Raw genomic sequence first — 17,248 nt, 5'->3', positions numbered from 1 at the left:
AGCCGTAATAGTACAGCCCCTTATATAGCATTCACTATTATACTAATTAATCCCAGCTGAGGATTACTTTGCCAGATTGACCCGAACGCATGGCGTCGAAGCCTTGCTGGAAGTCATCGATCTTGTAGTGATGGGTAATGATAGGTGAGATATCCAGACCCGATTGGATCAGGCTGGCCATCTTGTACCAGGTTTCGAACATTTCACGGCCATAGATACCTTTAATGATCAATCCCTTAAAGATAATCTTGCTCCAGTCGATGGCCATATCATCGCCAGGAATACCTAGCATGGCGATTTTGCCGCCGTGATTCATGGTATCTAACATAGAGTGGAATGCACTCGGTACTCCTGACATCTCCAAGCCGACATCGAAGCCTTCTGTCATGCCAAGCTCAGCCATGACATCTTCCAATTTCTCTTTAGTCACATTGACCGTACGAGTCGCGCCCATCTTCTTGGCCAGTTCGAGTCTGTATTCGTTGACGTCGGTGATCACCACATGGCGCGCACCAACATGGCGACATACTGCGGCAGCCATGATACCGATAGGACCGGCGCCGGTGATCAATACATCTTCACCGACCAAGTCAAATGATAGGGCGGTATGCACGGCATTGCCGAAGGGATCGAAGATAGCGGCAAGATCGTCTGAAATATCATCGGGAATTTTAAATGCATTAAACGCCGGAATAACCAGATATTCCGCGAATGCACCGTCTCGATTTACGCCGACACCTGAGGTGTTACGGCATAGGTGAGTTCGGCCCGCACGGCAGTTACGGCAATGGCCACAGGTGATATGTCCTTCACCTGAGACGCGGTCGCCAAGGGTAAAACCACGAACTTCCTGGCCTATTTCGACAACTTCACCCACATATTCATGGCCGACAACCATAGGTACCGGAATGGTATTTTGCGACCAGGTATCCCAGTTATAGATGTGTATGTCGGTACCGCAGATGGCTGTCTTGCGGATCTTGATCAATAGATCGTTATGCCCTAGCTCTGGCTTAGGTGCATCGACCATCCAGATGCCTTGTTCAGGCTTTAATTTGCTTAATGCTTTCATTTAAATAATGCCCATCTCTTTGGCGATGCGAGTAAATGACTCGATAGCTTTATCCAGCTGCTCTTTAGTATGAGCGGCAGACATCTGCGTGCGGATACGCGCCTGTCCCTTCGGCACGACAGGGAAAGAGAAACCAACCACATAGATGTGCTCTTCGAGTAGACGATTAGCGAAGTCACCTGCCAATTTTGCATCGCCAATCATCACGGGAATGATTGCGTGATCGGCGCCACCTAAGGTAAAGCCTGCTGCGGTCATTTTTTCACGGAAGTAGCGGCTGTTTTCCCACACGGCTTCACGCAGTGCCTGTCCTGTTTTTAGCATCTCGAGCACATGGATAGAGGCCGTGACAATCGAAGGTGCTAAGGAGTTAGAGAATAGGTAAGGGCGTGAACGCTGACGTAGCCAGTCAACGACCTCTTTCTTGGCCGCGGTGAATCCACCCGAGGCTCCACCTAATGCCTTACCTAAAGTGCCAGTGATGATGTCGACCCGATCCATCACTTGACAATATTCGTGAGTACCTCGGCCATTTTGACCGATAAAGCCTACTGCGTGAGAGTCGTCGACCATGACGAGTGCGCCATATTGGTCGGCAAGATCACACACACCTTTGAGGTTAGCGATAACACCGTCCATAGAGAACACGCCATCGGTAGCGATCAAAATGTTACGTGCGCCAGCTTCTTTGGCTGCCTTAAGCTGCTCTTCGAGGGCGGCCATGTCGTTGTTGGCGTAACGGAAACGTTTCGCCTTACAAAGACGAACACCATCGATAATAGATGCATGGTTCAGGGCGTCAGAGACAATGGCGTCTTCCTTGCTAAGCAAGGTTTCAAACAGACCCGCGTTGGCATCGAAACAAGATGAATAAAGAATCGTGTCTTCCATACCGAGGAATTCGCTGAGGCTAGCCTCAAGTTGCTTGTGTATGTCTTGGGTGCCGCAGATAAATCTAACCGAAGCCATACCGAAACCATGTTTATTTAAGCCGTCTTGCGCCGCCTTGATGAGTTCAGGATGATTCGCTAAACCCAAGTAGTTATTTGCACAAAAGTTGATTACTTCGGTGTTATTAACTCGAATTTCGGTCTGCTGAGGAGAGACGATTATGCGCTCGCTCTTATATAAGCCTTCGGCTTTCACTTCAGCAAGTTGTTGATTGATCTGGTCGTAGAATGAGGTCGTTGCCACCTGAATTCTCCTTAATTAGCATTATTTTGAGTATTGGAGTGGCGGCATTTTAACCTTAAATCCGCTCGCCCTACAGCCTTTTTTTACCTGTGATGGCAAGATGAATTAGTTTAGGCTCAGTGAAACTGTCACATTAATAAAACTAATGCATAACAAATGGACTGATTCGGTGGGGTGTATCAATATAAGTCTTGATTGTAGAAGGGGTTTAAACGTGTTAATGACTTTATTATCATTAACATATCGAGGAGGGTATCGCCGACATCTAGTCGGCAATATGTATATTACCCCAATTGCGATTAGGCTTGTTTTTCGGCCGGGGCCGTGGCTAACGCTTGATAATGCTGCTCGAGTCTGACAAATGTCGCGCGCGAACTTGGCGTCGAATAGGCCTTAGACAGCATCAAGATCCTCAGCAGTCCTTCATAGATGGATGATTTAGTGATCTTGGTATCCGGGGAGTGGGTCTGCTTATAGCTGATCCAGAAGCAAACAATCATTCTGATTGTTTCTGCCAGTGGGGGGATCTCATTTTGCTCGATAGCGATCACACCATCTTGCTCGAGTTTACTCAGTACATGGCTGCAACGGGTGAGTACTTGTTGCTGCACCTGTAAATATTGCCGCTTAAGTTCATCATCACGACTCAATATATCGGTGAGGTTGGCATACATAAACCTAAACTCCCACATGGCATAGAAGATGGCATCGAAGTAGCCGATCAAGAGGTCGATAGTGACGGGTTTGCCTTCATAGGGCTGAAAGCTGGTCTCAAGGTGACTCTTGTAAAGGGAGAAGATAGAGCGAATAATGTCCTCTTTATTACGAAAATGGTAATAGAGATTACCCGGGCTAATGCCTAAGTGTGCGGCGATATGATTGGTGGTGATAGTCCTTTCACCATGCTCGTTAAACAGCTCCAGGCTGGCATGTATAATTTTATCGCGGGTTTTCATTTTCGTCCTAATGGCATTTTACTTAATAACTTAGTTGACAAACATACTAGCACTGACGGAATTCATCAGGCAAAACTCATTTGTCAGCTACTGTAATATTGGTTGTAACTAGTGCGTCTGATGTAAAGGATATTAGGTGAGATTATCGCTGGGTTTAGTGCTGTGATAGCATGACACATTCAACTGCCAAATATTTTAAGTACCTGATCCTATGAATCGTTTTTTCTACTCTGCCTTACTTTACCTGTTACTGCCGTTATTGGTTATATATCTAGCCATTCGTGGGGTGAAGGGCGCTGACTATCGTGGCCGTTGGGGGGAGAGGTTTGGCCTGACATCACTTAAGCAAAGCGATCTGTTAATTCATTGCGTGTCCATGGGGGAGACATTAGCGGCGGTGCCCTTGATTAAAGCGATTCAGCAAGCATTTCCCCTGCTGACCATTACAGTGACCACCACTAGCCCTACCGGCTCTGCCGAAGTGGTAAAAGCCTTTGGTGAGAGTGTGCAGCACTGTTACTTACCCTTCGATATCTCCATCTGTGTCAGGCGTTTCCTCAAGCAGCTTGCGCCTAAATCTTGCATCATAATGGAGACAGAGCTCTGGCCTAATTTGCTCCATCAGGCATCGAAGTCTGGAGTGAAGTTGATGCTGGCGAACGCCCGCTTATCCGAAGAATCGGCGGGGAAGTATCGAAAACAAGCCAGTCTGAGCTTGCCCATGTTACAGAGCCTAGATCGGATCGCGGCTCAATCTAAGCAGGCGGCGGCACGTTTTATCGATTTAGGCGTCAAGCCTGAAAATATCAGCGTCTGTGGCAGCCTAAAGTTCGATCTCAATATATCGGCAGATAAAATAGCGCAAGCAAAGGCATTGCGCCTGGAGTGGCAGAGGGGCAATAGCCCTATCTGGGTGGCCGGCAGTGTACACCCTGGGGAGTTTGATGCCATCTTGAATGCGCACCGTCAGGTTTTAGCGGATAATCCCGATGCCTTGCTTATCATGGTTCCCCGTCATCCAGAGCAGTTTAATGCCGCCGCAGGTAAGATTGCCGATGCTGGATTTAACTTAGCTCGTCGCAGTTTAAATGAGTCGGTACAGCCAAAGACTCAAGTGTTATTAGGCGATACCATGGGGGAACTACTCACCTTCTATGGCGCCGCGGATCAGGCTTTTGTCGGTGGCACCCTAATCGATAACGGTGGCCATAACCCATTGGAGCCTGCTGCATTTGGATTACCGGTATTCGTCGGCCCACAGCATTGGGATTTCGCCGAGATAACCGGCTTGCTCGAAGACGCCGGGGCTTTGCAGGTGATTGCTGCGGATAGTGAACTAGCCGATGGTTTGATCAATAAGTTCAATGACGAGTCTGCCTATGACGCTGCCAGCGAGGCTGGGCTTAAGGTTATCGCCGCTAACAGAGGCGCGCTGAAGCTGCAGTTTGAGCTGGCGAGACAGTTGATCGACTCTTAAGGTTTCGAGTAACCTTTTAATAACTCTTGCCAGTTGGAAGTGGTGAATGCCAAAGCCGGGAGTTTTCCCTTCTCCTTATTGAACGAGCGTAATAAGCGCTCAAGGTTTGCAGCTTGCCACTTAGCATTCGGCGTTCGGAACTCTCCCCTGTCGAAGTCGATAAGATAAAACTCATCATCTGTGATGAGGATGTTTTTGGCATTGAGATCGGCATGATAGACGCCGCGCTGGTGGAACTTAGCTATGCAAGTCCCCAGTTGTCGCCACTGCTGGTCCGTCATTATTTCTGTGCTTAGCTTAGCCACCAGATCTTGTGCGCCCGCAACCCGCTCGATAATGATATCGGCGCGGTAGTGCAAACCGCTGCGCACAACATTGGCGGCAATAGGCTTAGGCACGGCAAAGCCTTCATTAAACAGTTGAGTCAGCAGAGTTAGCTCTGCCATCGCTCGCGTCTGGTGTAATCCGGTGAACAGATATTTGTCCTTGCTTAGCTTCTCTATCAGGCCGCCGCGATAGTAATGGCGTAACACCCATTCACTGTCGCTATCTACTTGTGCTTCGCTCTGAGATGCTTCCGGAGCAGGCTTTACAAACCAGGTGGTATAGCGCCCCTTAGATGAGCCAGTGACTGCCGCCTGTTGCTGCCAAAAACCAACATCGAACCATTCCGTGGTGATCGCTTGTGCCGCGGCGACGCAATATGCGATAGCGCCTCGGCTGGTCTGTTTTATCTGCATGGTCATCTTGGGTTGATCTGTTTGCACGTTAGCTGGCATAGAGTCTGACTTAAGTGATTAAAAATAAAGTGAAGCCTTAGGGCTGGGCTCATTCTACATCAAGTTATATGATTCGAAAAAATTATAGCTGTTGCAGCACCGCCGTAAGATTTTCTTGCCAAGGTTTTGCCGTCATTATCTGCCGTGAGGCCGTTATATCGAGCAAGCTAAATTTGGGACGTGATGCCGCACTGGAGAACTGACTGGATGAGATAGGCTCAATCGGGATGCGAGTATCGAGTTTACCTAAATTCAGTGCTATATCTTGAATGGCCAGGGCGAATTGATACCAACTCGCGGTACCTGTATCGCTCCAGTGATAGATAGGGGCTAACTTTGCTTGTTGGCTTAGACTCCAGATAAACTGGCCTAGTTCAAATGCCGACGTTGGACAGGATGTCTGGTCATCAATAACCGATAATTTAGGCTGCAGTGTCATTAGCCTGAGCATGGTCTTGACGAAATTAGTGCCAAATGGAGAGTAGAGCCAGGAGCTGCGTACTATGCAGGCTTCCTCATATTCGGCCGCTATGACTGCTTGCTCACCGGCGAGCTTAGAGGCGCCATATACATTGATCGCACTTGGCTTATCGTCGATGCAATAGGCCTTGCTTTGCTGGCCGTTAAATACGTAATCGGTTGAAAGGTGGATCAGGCGAGTCTGGGTCATTTTCGCCGCCAATGCGATATTGCCAGCACCATCTCGATTGACTGAAAATGCTTGGTCTTGCTGAGATTCTGCCAAGTCGACTTGGGTATAGGCGGCGGTATTGATGATGAGCTCGGCGCGGGTTAGTTCAATCGCGGCCATGATTGACTCTAATGAGCCGATATCGACATCGTCTCGGCCCATGGCCGTGGCAATAATCTTGTTTGGCTTACTGGCGATTAAGGCCTGAGCCAGTTGACCATGTTTACCTATGATGAGGGCCCGTGATACCGACGTCATCGAGTCTGGCCATCGAGTTTGGCTGCTGAACTCATAAGCCCTTGGTACCATTCTGGGTTATTGATATACCAGTTTAAGGTGCTGGCTAAGCCAGATTCAAAATTCTGCAGCGGCTGCCAGCTCAGCTCTTGCTCTATTTTACTGGCATCTATGGCATAGCGTCGATCATGACCCGGCCTGTCAGCCACAAAAGTGATCAGTTGTTTGAAATCATCAATACCTGGGGGCTTATCTAAGATGCATGTGTTTAACCGTTCACAGATCTCAGTCACCACCGCCAGATTAGTCTTCTCGTTACCGCCACCTATGTTGTAGGTTTCACCTAGCTTGCCCCTCAAGGCCACAAGGTAGAGTGCCCGCACATGATCTTCCACATGGAGCCAGTCTCTGATCTGTTGTCCATCTCCATATATGGGCAAGGACTCGCCAGCTAAAGCCTTGTGCAGTACTAGGGGGATGAGTTTTTCAGGGTATTGATAGGGGCCATAGTTATTCGAGCAGTTACTTAGCACGACCGGCAGTTTATAGGTGCGACTCCAGGCCCGCACAAGATGATCTGCAGCCGCCTTGCTTGCCGAGTAGGGCGAGCTTGGTTGGTAAGGGCTGTTTTCGGTAAATAGCCCTGTGTCGCCTAACTCACCGAAGACTTCATCGGTTGAGACATGATGAAATCTAAATGTCGCCTGTTTTTCGGTATCTAATCGAGCAAAATAATTGCGGCAGGCTTCGAGGAGGCAGTAAGTGCCGACAATATTGGTCTGGATGAATTCAGCCGAGCCGTCGATGGATCGATCCACATGGCTTTCGGCCGCCAGGTGCATGACGATATCCGGATTGTATTGGCTCAATAACCGCTGGATAAGCTCGCTATTACAGATATCCCCATGGATAAAATGGTAGCGCCGATTGGCACTGATACTGGTCAGCGATTTAAGGTTGCCGGCATAGGTCAGCTTGTCTAAGTTGATGACCGTGTGTGACGTCTCGTTTATCAGCAAGCGTATTAACGCCGAACCGATAAAGCCTGCGCCGCCGGTGACTAAAATGGTTTTGTTGCTATGAGTATCCATGATCACACGCCCTTAGTGATGGCATCGAAGGAGAGACCCATATTATCTTTGCTGGATAATATGGGGACTTGCCCCTCTAAAGGCCAGTTTATGGCTAAGCTTGCATCGTCCCAGGCGAGGATTTTCTCGAACTCGGGGGCATAATAATCGGTACACTTGTAGATTATTTCCGCAGCATTTGAGGTGACATAAAAGCCGTGGGCAAAGCCTGCGGGGAGCCACATCTGCTGACGGTTGTTTGCCGAAAGATAGGTGCCGAACCATTGGCCTAAGCTTGGGCTATCTTGGCGTAGATCGACTGCGACATCGAATATCTCGCCAACAACTACACCTATCAACTTGCCTTGGCTGCGTGGCGATTGAAAGTGTAAGCCTCTCAAACAGCCTTTTATCGAACGGCTATGATTCTCCTGCACGAAAGTGACATCGGCTATCTGCTGCCTAAACCAGGAGTCACGGAAGGTTTCGCAGAAACTGCCGCGCTCGTCTTCATGGACGCGAGGTGAGAGTAGTTTTAAACCCGCAATGGGTGTGTCGGTGATATTCATAGGGCCATTATGTTCTGAGCTGAGTGTCGCTGTATTTATAATAAGGGACTTTGCTGTCAATGTTGAGGGGCATATGGGTGAGAGTTAAGATTTTAGCTATATATCAATGGAACTTGATTGAAATCTTGGAACCTAATCCAGAACTCAATTAAACTCTGTGGGTGCATCTCTAATTCTCGGATCCTATGAGCTTAAAACTAGATAATATCAATTCCTTGTGTTTGTTGCGCTTGTCTGCAATCGGTGATGTGTGCCATGCCGTGGCTATGGTACAGGCGATACAGAGGCAATATCCCCAGCTTAAGATCACTTGGATTATCGGTAAGGTTGAATATCAGCTGCTTAAGCATCTGCATGGTGTCGAGTTTGTCATTTTTGACAAGTCACTGGGCTGGCGTAGCTATGTTAAGTTACGCAAGGATTTGGCGGGGCAAAACTTCGATGTGCTCTTGCACATGCAAGTGGCCTTGAGAGCGACAATTGCTTCACTGGCAATATCCGCTAAGGTGCGGATTGGCTTCGATCGCGCACGAGCGAAAGAGGGTCAATGGCTGGTGACTAACCAGAGTGTAGAGCCTCTCGCCACTCCCCATGTACTCGAAGGCTTCATGGGCTTCGCTAAAGTGATAGGGGTGACAGATCTGACCCCCAACTGGGAGATCCCCGTGCCTCTCGTCGATAGCGAATTTGCGCAGAAGATGATCCCCGATGGCGATAAGACCTTAGTTATCTGCGCCGCCGCCAGTAAGGCGGAGCGCAACTGGCTACCTGAGCGCTACGCCGCAGTGGCAGAGCATGCGATATATCAAGGTTTCAGAGTGATCTTGTGTGGTGGACCTGCGTCCTTGGAAGTAGAGTTAGCCGAAGCCATCGAACAGGCTTGCTCCCAGACTCTTGAAAACCAGGTGGGTAAGACGTCTCTCACTCAGTTATTGGCCGTATTGAAGCAGGCCTCTATAGTTTTGGCTCCCGACACTGGCCCAGCGCATATGGCCGTGACTCAAGGCACGCCAGTAATAGGGCTATATGCCCATTCAAACCCAGGACGCACCGGGCCATACACCAGTCTGGATAATGTGGTGAGTGTTTATGATCAGGCCATTAAATCTCAGCATGAAGGGGATATCCCTTGGGGTAAACGAGCAAGGGGGGCCTCTTTGATGAAGATGATTCACCATGAAGCTGTCATTAAGCAGTTTGATATACTCTCAAGTGAGCATCAACCTCACTCAAGTTAAAAAATCACTTGAACTGATTTGAAGTTGATCAGTTTATAAACCAGTAATTTTTGTTCGAGTGTAAATGAGTGGCTTGATATGTAGTCCCACTTAATTTACTCGGTATTACCCATCAAGTGCTTTTTTAACCGTTTGAACTCAGGCTTATCCAGATAAGCCATACGCAGCATATGATAAGTCGTAGGGAACAATTGATGCCAATTGAAGATTCTCCCTATGGAACGAGGTAGTTTGTTTGACTTTCCGGTGAGGAACCTAACTAATCTGTTCTCATGACCTGAAATATAGCTTTGTAGGTTATTTTTCTTATGAGTCTAGCTATATCCTTACTCCAGTAAGTATTCCCATAGATAGTGACGTGGCTGTTATTATGTGCAGATAATATTTCTGTCGCTCGCTGATGAATGTTGTCTATAGAGGTTCGCGGAGACATAATTTTTAAGGGCGGAGTGATTTGTCTGAGTATCATATATTTTTGCTCAAATTTATTCTATGTACATAAAAATCACTTGGGCTAAGCCGTATCTTTAAGTAGGCATTATACTGTTGGATACCCATAGAGTTTAACGCTCAGAATTATGCGAGTTAGTGTCGCATCGGGAATGGGTATAGTGGTAAAATGATGGGGCGCAACTGCATGAGCAAACTAATAAACTCGCTTTTTCATGAAGGATAAATGGATGTTGTCGGCACCAAAATTTTTGTTTGTTCCTGTTTCTACTCCCGAAGGGATTGGGGAGTACATGCGCTCTAAAATCATCGCCGATGAGGTGATGAATCGCTGGCCGGAAGCGCAAATTGATTTCGTTCTCAATCGACATGTTTCTTACATCGATGATTGCCCATATTCAACTCACCTGGTCGATGATACGCCAACTAAAAAAACCCGTGAAGTTAACCAGCTAATAACAGAACTTAAGCCTGATGTGGTTATTTTCGATGCCGCGGGTCGTAAAGCCCAACTTAAGCACGCCCATCGCATGGGGGCAAAAGTTATTTTTATCAGTCAGCACCGTAGAAAGCGGTCGCGGGGGATGAAGATTGCCCGAGCACGGGTGACTGATAGCCATTGGGTCGTTCAGCCTAAGTTTATTATTGGAGATATCAGTCGATTCGATAAATTTAAATTAGCCATGATAAAGCGAGAGCATCCGATATATACAGGTAGTATCTTTACCTCTCCAACGAATGAGCAGAAAAAACATCTCTTTGATAAATATGAGATTAAGCAAGGAGGATACTTGCTGTATAGTGCCGGGTCTGGTGGCCACAGCTTGAAAGAGGGTTTGGCAGCCGATCTATTTGCTCAAGTGGCTAAGACTATTTTCCGAGAAACAGGGATCCCGAGTCTAATGGTTTTTGGTCCAAACTATCCGAAGTCTCTACCAGATATGGAAGGGGTCATTGCCATTCCTCATCTTAATACCCGTGAGTTTATTAACCTACTGGACGGTGCTAAGGCTGCTATTTTGAGTGGCGGCGATACTATGCTGCAATCCATTGCCCTGAAGACACCAGCACTCGCTGTGGCAATATCTAAGGATCAACCGCCTCGTATCAATAGCTGTGCCGCTGCTAACTTGATCTTAGCCTGCGGCAGTGACCAGCAGGAGATGCTGACTAAGACGCGTAAGTTGATCGATGTCCAATCTCTCAATCGCTTACAAGAAACAATGGCTGGCTTGGATGATACCAATGGCTTAGATATTGGTATGGCAGAGATTGCCCGCCTAATAGGGAGCCTTGAGAGCTAAGTGGTAGGCTATAAAGTGATTATTTAGCTGTATATTTTCTTTATATGTGTGTTGCAAAATACTTGTCACATATTAGCTAATTCTTCAAAATGAAAACCATCTTTTGAAGAGTGGATGGTCTTCATTGATTGAATGTCCAAGTGCTCTGCTATAACCATTTTTTCCCAATAAAGGGGGTGACAAGAGTGTTAAGTAACCTATAAGGCAGTTTTGTTCTTCTCTGAAGCTTAGCTATATATAGGCTCCAAGCATCCTGTTTTAGCTGTTTTTTCTGGCTTTCTGAAATTTTATCATGAAACATTTCACAGTAATCGGCAATATATCTAACTTCTCGTAGTGGGCACTTATCTCGGAATCCTCGGCCTGCATAATGAATAAAGTCGGCCTGACGGTAATTATCTAGCCCTAAAAGATCCATACGATTAAATTTAGATTCTACGCATTTATAACTTATTTTATGCTTTTGGATCATGTAGTTAGTTAGTGTCTGTTCGTAAAACTTGATCTTGTTACATACAGATTGTAGCTTTTCGACTGACAGGTGTTCAAAAAGCGGGCACTGTTTAGAGATTAACAGCATTCCCATGTTGAAATAAACGGGTAGATTGGACTCTGAGTCCCAATTAGGTACATCACCAAGCAGGTCGCAGGCTTCTTTTATTACAGGAGTTCTATCACGATATCGACCTTCATTGAACATGTATACAGAATTAAGGTCATCTAGTGTGTCAAAAACATTTTCTGCCTCTGGAGTGATAATAAAGTCTGCATCTAGATAGAGAACTCGATCATACCTCTTTAGCAGTTCACCTATGTATAACTTTTCACTCCAAGCTGGGTTGGCATCGTATTTAGGATTTTTTATATCTACTTGATAGTGAAGTGCATCGGATATAATTAGATCTGCACCGACTTTTTCTGCATAGGCGCGGAAGCTTTCAATTGCTGCCTTATACATAGGGTTGTCGCCAATCGCGAGCGTAAATATCGCTTTTTGCATGATAAAACCTTGGTGAAAGTTGTAATATTGAATTCGGTTAAATACGTAAAGAAGGTAAGATTTATCAGGTATTGATTAGAGTCGTAAACCTTCATTGGGAAATGTCAATGTAGGTATCTAGAACTTGTTTGACACAGATGTCGCTCACGTATCCTTTCCCCTTGCTTGCGTATAGCACTCTAGAAGTCTGGCTACTTGGCGGTGCCCAGTAAGGCTTCTTTTGACGCATCATAGCTATAAGAGGCCTGTTCGATGCAGTGGCAAAATGCATTATCGCTGTCTCTACAGTTATGACCAGATTGGCACTTGCAATCATAGAGGGTAATTCAAAAAAGTGCTCATTAATTGTGAATACGGATACTTGCAGATTTGTTAAATGTATATTATTTTTTATCGCATCAGATATTTTGTTATAATTTTCTTTAGTGACATTTACGACGAAACGACTACCGGGACTTTTATTGCCAATCAACTGAATTAATTCGAATAGTTGGGATTCTTGCCAGTCTCGTTTATTATTGGTTGAAAGGTGATTAAGGAATATCAATTGGCCCTGTCGATTGCTATCGGTAAAATGTGTCTTTAACCAGTTTTGAGTGATTACGGCGATCTGATTAGGAATGGTTAAGCTTGGCATAAAATCATCTTTATCCAACTTAATACCCGCAATCCTATTCAGCAACTGATAGTACCTGTCGGTGATGTGATGCTTGCTTGGTAAATCATTTTCTTTAAGCTTAAATAGTTGGTCGCTATTTCTAAACAGAAAGCGGTCAATTAGCCCGAAATACTTGGATTTCCCTATGCTTGAGACAATAAAAGCATCTGGACCTATCTCTCTGGCAATATTAGAAAATTGCTCACTCTTACTTCCTGAGTGGGTGATAATAAGATCGTAATTGAGCGCCTGCGCGTCGAGAATCTGTGCTCGTTGTTGCTTCTCCGACGAGCAACATCCATAACTACGTGTAAAGCAACCTTCTGTTTCGATCCACTGCTGAAGGATCTTACTGCGCGATAGACGCCAACTCTCTGTATTAAACCTGTTATCATCTAACCAAATATCGAGTTCTATATGGGGATATTGTTTCTTTAATGCAATAAGAAAGGTTTTTAGGTATAGAAAATCTCCTAAGGCTACAGGAGAGATAAATAGCAACCGTTTGGCGCTTTCTAGTTGTGTAGATGAGATGATTGACATTGAAGAGAGCCATGATAATGCTGAGTTAGATATAGGATACAGGTGTTTAAGTTCTCTGAAAACTCACATCTGTATTATTGCTTAGGTCAAACAGATGTAAAGGCATTTAGGTATGCTTTTTCAAGATGAGCTTTAGGTATCGAGTCTACTGATTCTAAAAAAGTGATTCTCCCTTGCCGCATGCTAGGACTGATGAATAAAGCTTCAAAAAATTCACTTTTACTAATACTCAAAGTTTCAGGGGTACTGCGAATTTTAAAGCCATCAATACAAGCTAAAACCGCATGATTTAGACCCGGTAAGTTCAACAGCAATCTTAAGTGATGGCAAAACTTCATGCCTAAAGCAACTTGCTCGCCATGTAAGCCATTACCAAAATTTAAAAAATCGAGGGCATGGCTTATCAAATGTTCGGCCCCAGAACAGGGACGGGAGTCTCCCGAAAAGCCCATAGCTAAACCAGACAAAATTAATCCTTCGGCAAGTTGAGTTATCACTGTTTGATCGTTAAGCGCTAAATGCTGTACGCCTAAAATCTCATTTGCCGCTGACTTCGCAAGAAGATAAGAGAAGCCATCGACCTCAGATCTATCTTTTGCATAGTCCATATCAAGCAATGCAGAATAATTAGAAAGTAGATCGCCAATTCCTGCTTGAGTTAAGCGTGTCGGAGCCTGTGAGCAAAGTTTTGTATCGACTATAATAACATTAGGAATGGCTGCCGGAAGGCTGAGTTTTTTCCCTGAATCATCGAAAATAACAGCGATAGGTGATGAAATACAATCACTTGAAAGTGCTGTAGGGATCACAATCAGCTCAATGTGGCGTAGACTTGCTAGTCGTTTACATACATCGAGAACTTTTCCTCCACCGAAAGCCACTACGGTCTGGATTTGTTGTTGAGCACAAATAGCATCAATTTGAGAGACATTTGAGAAATCAGCTTTCTCGATAACGTGTATGGTACTGCTTTGACTAAGCCAAATGTCGGACAAAACTTGTTTGGCCAAACTTTTCACGCCTTCATCAATAGCGAGTAAGACCCTTTTGGGGAATTGTAGATTCGATAGCAATTGAGTATTGGCTATCGCGTCTTTTTCAACAAGCAATTGAGCTGGAAACTCTAAATGCCGGGTGCTGAGCTTCCTGGTGGCGTTTGACAATTATGCTTCCTTTATTTGTTTTAGTATTGCGCTGGTACTGACGGATTTATGATATTGAGTATAAGCTAAGCTTACACCATGCTCTTCGAGATAAGCAGGTGTACAACGAATTTGCGCAAGATACGATTCATGATCCCAGTCATCACCATGAGCAATGATGTCGATGTCATACTTTTCTATAATAGGTTTAATATCAAAACTATTAGTCACCTCAACCTGGGAAACACAAGCCAACGAACTCAAGATTGCAGCCCTATCATCTTCATTGTAAATGGGACGACGTTTGTATCTCTCTGTCATCTCATCGCCATTAATTAAAATAATGAGCTCATCACCAAACTCTGAAGCTTTTTTAAGAAATTCCACATGGCCTCGATGAAAAAGATCGAATACACCGACAACTAACACTTTTTTAGACATTTAACACCATAGATTTAAGGTTAAACCGTAAACATATTTATGCTCTACGGAATTCTCTTTATGAACGAATCGCTATGATAAAGCAAACACAGTTGTTGAGAAACCATGATATGCAGGCGAACTTTAGTTACTCTAGCTTTAAGTGCGTCACTTATCAGTTAGAAATCGGTCTTTTAAGGCTAAGGATGAATAGTCACTAGTGTTAGGGCTATGTGCTACAATCATCGCCATTATTTTGTATGAACTCTAACGGGTAACGATTGTCTAGATGTACTCTATGATCTCGTTTTCGAAGCATTTTTAAGAAGGTTCACAGTGATTTGTTTTGATGTTTTACATCCCTATTATCTCCCACAGTACTTACCCGTCAAGGATGAGTTGAATAAGCGTGGAGAGTCTGTACATTTCATCGTATATCGAAATCTTGAGCAGCAAACGGCATTAGATGCCTTAGTGTCAGAACATCAGTTGAATGTCCATTGGGTGGATGATGCCGAGCAAGCACTAGCGTTTTACCTAAAAAATAAGCCTAAATGGATCATATTTGGTAATACTTTTGATCATGCAGCGAAACTGAAAGGGATATGTAGAACGGCCTTAATGCAGCATGGTATCGGCCCTAAATCCTGTTATTACACCGTATCTGAATCAGATATGGATGTTCGCTTTGTCGAAGGAGATTATCGACTCAAACGTTTACAGCAGCTGTTTCCAGCTAAGACGTTTGTCGATACTGGCTATGCTAAACTCGATCCTATTATTCAAGGCGTAGAAAATGGATTGGATATTGGGTCGCTGGGTTTAGATCCTGTCAAGCCAACATTGCTCTACGCTCCTACATTTTACCCTAGTAGTATTGAAAAAATGGGCCTGGATTGGCCAGCAGAATTTGCTGAATATAACATCTTGCTTAAACCGCATTATTTCTCGCTGAGTAAGTCTAATTATAAAAAGCAGAAGCAATTACTTGAGCATTGGGGGCGATTCGATAACGTCTACCTTGCACCTGTTGAACAGGCAAATTTATTGCCTTTCATGGCGAGTGCGGATCTGCTCATTAGTGATGCATCTTCTGCTTTATTTGAATTTGCGGCACTCGATAAGCCTGTTATTTGGTGTGATTTCTATCATCTGCGTTGGAGCTATAGAGGGATTTTCAAGTTTCGTTTCAATAATCGTATGGATGAAGATCTTTATAAATATGCAGGTGTCGCTATGCATGCGGCTTCGTACAAAGAGTTGAAGTCAGTGGTGGATGAGCAGATAGCTAATCCTGAGTCATTTTCGGCGCAAAGAGCAAAATATACCTATGAGCTTGCGGGTAAGGTCGATGGCTTGTGTAGTCAACGGATCGTCGATTACCTTTTATCAGAAAAGAGTTCGTGAAATTAAGATCGTGATAGTTCGCCAAATAGTTTATAGACTATATTGGCGATTCACCAGATTGGATTATTGGCCGATAAAGTGTTGTGCCTTAAGCCAGTCCAGATATTCAGGTACTGCTTGCTCTACCGTTTTAAATGCCTCAGTGTAACCAGCTTGACGAAGCCGAGTTAAATCGGCTTGAGTGTAATGTTGATAAGCGCCCTTCAACTTCTCAGGGAAGGGGATGTACTCAATTTTGCCTTTGCCGTGATAGTCAATGACGGCATTAGCCACATCGTTAAAGCTCTGAGCCTCACCCGTTCCGCAATTAAACACACCCGATATCTCAGGGTTCTGCCATAGCCACAAATTTACCTTAACTACGTCTTCGACGTACACAAAATCACGTAACTGTTGGCCATTCTGATAACCTTCAACGCCCTCGAAAAGTCGACAGACTTCAGTCGCGTTAATTTGATTATTAAAGTGAAATGCAACGCTGGCCATGCCACCTTTATGCTGTTCACGGGGACCGTAAACGTTGAAGTAACGCAGGCCTGCGACTTGAGTGGTTAATTTCTGCTGCCTAACATATTGATCGAAGAGGAACTTAGAATAAGCATAGACGTTTAATGGCTTCTCGAATTCGCGCTGTTCAACGAATTTATCGCTGCCACCATAAACAGAGGCCGAAGAGGCATAAATAAACTGACAAGTATTCGTCTGGCAATAATGGAGCATGCTCTTCGAATACTCATAGTTATTTGCCATCATGAATTTGCCATCCCACTCAGTAGTTGATGAGCAAGCACCTTGATGGAATATCACTTCAAGTTGACCGTCGAAGACGCCAGATTTTATCTTGGCAAGAAAATCATCTTTATCAAGATAGTCGGCGATTTCACAGTCGGCTAAATTGAACATCTGTGTACCATCGCTGAGATCGTCAACGGCAATAATGTCGCTGCGTCCCATATCGTTGAGTGCTTTGACTAAGTTACTGCCGATAAATCCTGCGGCACCTGTGACAACAATCATATTCATCTTCCAATTTTCAGGCGA

General features: G+C 45.0%; 16 protein-coding genes and 1 pseudogene. 4 read left to right on the top strand and 13 right to left on the bottom strand.

The genetic code is table 11. The annotated features are described in order from the left end of the window. Positions 1-46: 46 nt before the first annotated feature. From tdh to KT99_RS02155, 3 genes are all read right to left on the bottom strand, one after another. Positions 47-1,072: an L-threonine 3-dehydrogenase gene (tdh, locus tag KT99_RS02165; protein ID WP_005496549.1), complete on the bottom strand. Its 1,026-nt coding sequence runs from the start codon at positions 1,070-1,072 to the stop codon at positions 47-49. Next, positions 1,073-2,266: a glycine C-acetyltransferase gene (locus KT99_RS02160; RefSeq protein ID WP_005496547.1), complete on the bottom strand. Its 1,194-nt coding sequence runs from the start codon at positions 2,264-2,266 to the stop codon at positions 1,073-1,075. It lies immediately after the preceding gene. 299 nt (positions 2,267-2,565) lie between these two features. Then, positions 2,566-3,222 (bottom strand): TetR/AcrR family transcriptional regulator, encoded by a 657-nt coding sequence (locus tag KT99_RS02155; RefSeq protein WP_005496546.1) that lies wholly within the window; start codon positions 3,220-3,222, stop codon positions 2,566-2,568. A 211-nt stretch (positions 3,223-3,433) separates the two neighbouring features. Between KT99_RS02155 and waaA the strand changes: the two genes are divergently transcribed. After that, complete coding sequence (waaA, locus tag KT99_RS02150) at positions 3,434-4,699, top strand: lipid IV(A) 3-deoxy-D-manno-octulosonic acid transferase (RefSeq protein WP_005496544.1); 1,266 nt, start codon at positions 3,434-3,436, stop codon at positions 4,697-4,699. On the opposite strand, the gene KT99_RS02145 is transcribed toward waaA, so the two are convergent. The 4 genes from KT99_RS02145 to rfbC form a co-directional block, all read right to left on the bottom strand. Beyond that, positions 4,696-5,478 carry a 3-deoxy-D-manno-octulosonic acid kinase gene (locus KT99_RS02145; RefSeq protein ID WP_005496542.1) on the bottom strand — a complete coding sequence of 261 codons (783 nt, stop codon included), beginning with the start codon at positions 5,476-5,478 and terminating at the stop codon, positions 4,696-4,698. The genes waaA and KT99_RS02145 overlap by 4 nt on opposite strands. Positions 5,479-5,560: 82 nt before the next feature. Continuing rightward, positions 5,561-6,427: a dTDP-4-dehydrorhamnose reductase gene (gene rfbD, locus KT99_RS02140; RefSeq protein WP_005496533.1), complete on the bottom strand. Its 867-nt coding sequence runs from the start codon at positions 6,425-6,427 to the stop codon at positions 5,561-5,563. Beyond that, positions 6,424-7,497 carry a dTDP-glucose 4,6-dehydratase gene (gene rfbB, locus KT99_RS02135; protein ID WP_005496531.1) on the bottom strand — a complete coding sequence of 358 codons (1,074 nt, stop codon included), beginning with the start codon at positions 7,495-7,497 and terminating at the stop codon, positions 6,424-6,426. The genes rfbD and rfbB overlap by 4 nt, the downstream gene beginning before the upstream one ends. A gap of 2 nt (positions 7,498-7,499) precedes the next feature. Further along, positions 7,500-8,045 carry a dTDP-4-dehydrorhamnose 3,5-epimerase gene (gene rfbC, locus KT99_RS02130; RefSeq protein ID WP_005496529.1) on the bottom strand — a complete coding sequence of 182 codons (546 nt, stop codon included), beginning with the start codon at positions 8,043-8,045 and terminating at the stop codon, positions 7,500-7,502. A gap of 185 nt (positions 8,046-8,230) precedes the next feature. Between rfbC and KT99_RS02125 the strand changes: the two genes are divergently transcribed. Next, on the top strand, positions 8,231-9,283 hold the full coding sequence (locus KT99_RS02125) for a glycosyltransferase family 9 protein (protein ID WP_005496528.1): 1,053 nt from the start codon (positions 8,231-8,233) through the stop codon (positions 9,281-9,283). 95 nt (positions 9,284-9,378) lie between these two features. Here KT99_RS02125 and KT99_RS23460 read toward each other — a convergent pair. Next, positions 9,379-9,579, bottom strand: a pseudogene (locus KT99_RS23460) (hypothetical protein); the annotation flags it as partial. A 384-nt stretch (positions 9,580-9,963) separates the two neighbouring features. Between KT99_RS23460 and KT99_RS02120 the strand changes: the two are divergent. Further along, the gene (locus tag KT99_RS02120; protein WP_040571484.1) at positions 9,964-11,037 is read left to right on the top strand and encodes a hypothetical protein; all 1,074 of its coding nucleotides are present in this window, start codon (positions 9,964-9,966) and stop codon (positions 11,035-11,037) included. Between the two features lie 148 nt (positions 11,038-11,185). Here KT99_RS02120 and KT99_RS02115 read toward each other — a convergent pair whose 3' ends face one another. The 4 genes from KT99_RS02115 to KT99_RS02100 all read right to left on the bottom strand — a co-directional run bounded on the left by KT99_RS02115 (position 11,186) and on the right by KT99_RS02100 (position 14,821). After that, positions 11,186-12,037: a glycosyltransferase gene (locus KT99_RS02115; protein ID WP_005496526.1), complete on the bottom strand. Its 852-nt coding sequence runs from the start codon at positions 12,035-12,037 to the stop codon at positions 11,186-11,188. Between the two features lie 91 nt (positions 12,038-12,128). Beyond that, positions 12,129-13,238 carry a glycosyltransferase family 9 protein gene (locus KT99_RS02110; RefSeq protein WP_005496524.1) on the bottom strand — a complete coding sequence of 370 codons (1,110 nt, stop codon included), beginning with the start codon at positions 13,236-13,238 and terminating at the stop codon, positions 12,129-12,131. Positions 13,239-13,324: 86 nt separating this feature from the next. Further along, a complete protein-coding gene (locus KT99_RS02105; protein WP_005496523.1) occupies positions 13,325-14,401 on the bottom strand; it encodes an iron-containing alcohol dehydrogenase in 1,077 nt (358 codons plus the stop codon). Then, the gene (locus tag KT99_RS02100; protein ID WP_005496521.1) at positions 14,402-14,821 is read right to left on the bottom strand and encodes an adenylyltransferase/cytidyltransferase family protein; all 420 of its coding nucleotides are present in this window, start codon (positions 14,819-14,821) and stop codon (positions 14,402-14,404) included. A 315-nt stretch (positions 14,822-15,136) separates the two neighbouring features. Between KT99_RS02100 and KT99_RS02095 the strand changes: the two genes are divergently transcribed. After that, positions 15,137-16,207, top strand: a complete 1,071-nt coding sequence (locus KT99_RS02095; protein WP_005496519.1) for a CDP-glycerol glycerophosphotransferase family protein — start codon at positions 15,137-15,139, stop codon at positions 16,205-16,207. Between the two features lie 63 nt (positions 16,208-16,270). On the opposite strand, the gene rfaD is transcribed toward KT99_RS02095, so the two are convergent. Beyond that, positions 16,271-17,224: an ADP-glyceromanno-heptose 6-epimerase gene (gene rfaD, locus KT99_RS02090; RefSeq protein WP_040571483.1), complete on the bottom strand. Its 954-nt coding sequence runs from the start codon at positions 17,222-17,224 to the stop codon at positions 16,271-16,273. Positions 17,225-17,248: the final 24 nt, after the last annotated feature.

It is taken from the genome of Shewanella benthica KT99 (assembly GCF_000172075.1).
Lineage (GTDB): Bacteria > Pseudomonadota > Gammaproteobacteria > Enterobacterales > Shewanellaceae > Shewanella > Shewanella benthica_A.
This window is presented reverse-complemented; position numbering and strand designations above follow the sequence as displayed.

Bases quoted from the DNA above. Each gene is read 5' to 3' on its own strand.
- KT99_RS02100 (WP_005496521.1), bottom strand. From the start codon at position 14,821: ATGTCTAAAAAAGTGTTAGTTGTCGGTGTATTCGATCTTTTTCATCGA.
- KT99_RS02125 (WP_005496528.1), top strand. From the start codon at position 8,231: ATGAGCTTAAAACTAGATAATATCAATTCCTTGTGTTTGTTGCGCTTG.
- rfbC (WP_005496529.1), bottom strand. From the start codon at position 8,045: ATGAATATCACCGACACACCCATTGCGGGTTTAAAACTACTCTCACCT.
- rfbD (WP_005496533.1), bottom strand. From the start codon at position 6,427: ATGACGTCGGTATCACGGGCCCTCATCATAGGTAAACATGGTCAACTG.
- rfbB (WP_005496531.1), bottom strand. From the start codon at position 7,497: ATGGATACTCATAGCAACAAAACCATTTTAGTCACCGGCGGCGCAGGC.
- KT99_RS02155 (WP_005496546.1), bottom strand. From the start codon at position 3,222: ATGAAAACCCGCGATAAAATTATACATGCCAGCCTGGAGCTGTTTAAC.
- KT99_RS02115 (WP_005496526.1), bottom strand. From the start codon at position 12,037: ATGCAAAAAGCGATATTTACGCTCGCGATTGGCGACAACCCTATGTAT.
- rfaD (WP_040571483.1), bottom strand. From the start codon at position 17,224: ATGATTGTTGTCACAGGTGCCGCAGGATTTATCGGCAGTAACTTAGTC.
- waaA (WP_005496544.1), top strand. From the start codon at position 3,434: ATGAATCGTTTTTTCTACTCTGCCTTACTTTACCTGTTACTGCCGTTA.
- KT99_RS02145 (WP_005496542.1), bottom strand. From the start codon at position 5,478: ATGCCAGCTAACGTGCAAACAGATCAACCCAAGATGACCATGCAGATA.
- KT99_RS02120 (WP_040571484.1), top strand. From the start codon at position 9,964: ATGTTGTCGGCACCAAAATTTTTGTTTGTTCCTGTTTCTACTCCCGAA.
- tdh (WP_005496549.1), bottom strand. From the start codon at position 1,072: ATGAAAGCATTAAGCAAATTAAAGCCTGAACAAGGCATCTGGATGGTC.
- KT99_RS02110 (WP_005496524.1), bottom strand. From the start codon at position 13,238: ATGTCAATCATCTCATCTACACAACTAGAAAGCGCCAAACGGTTGCTA.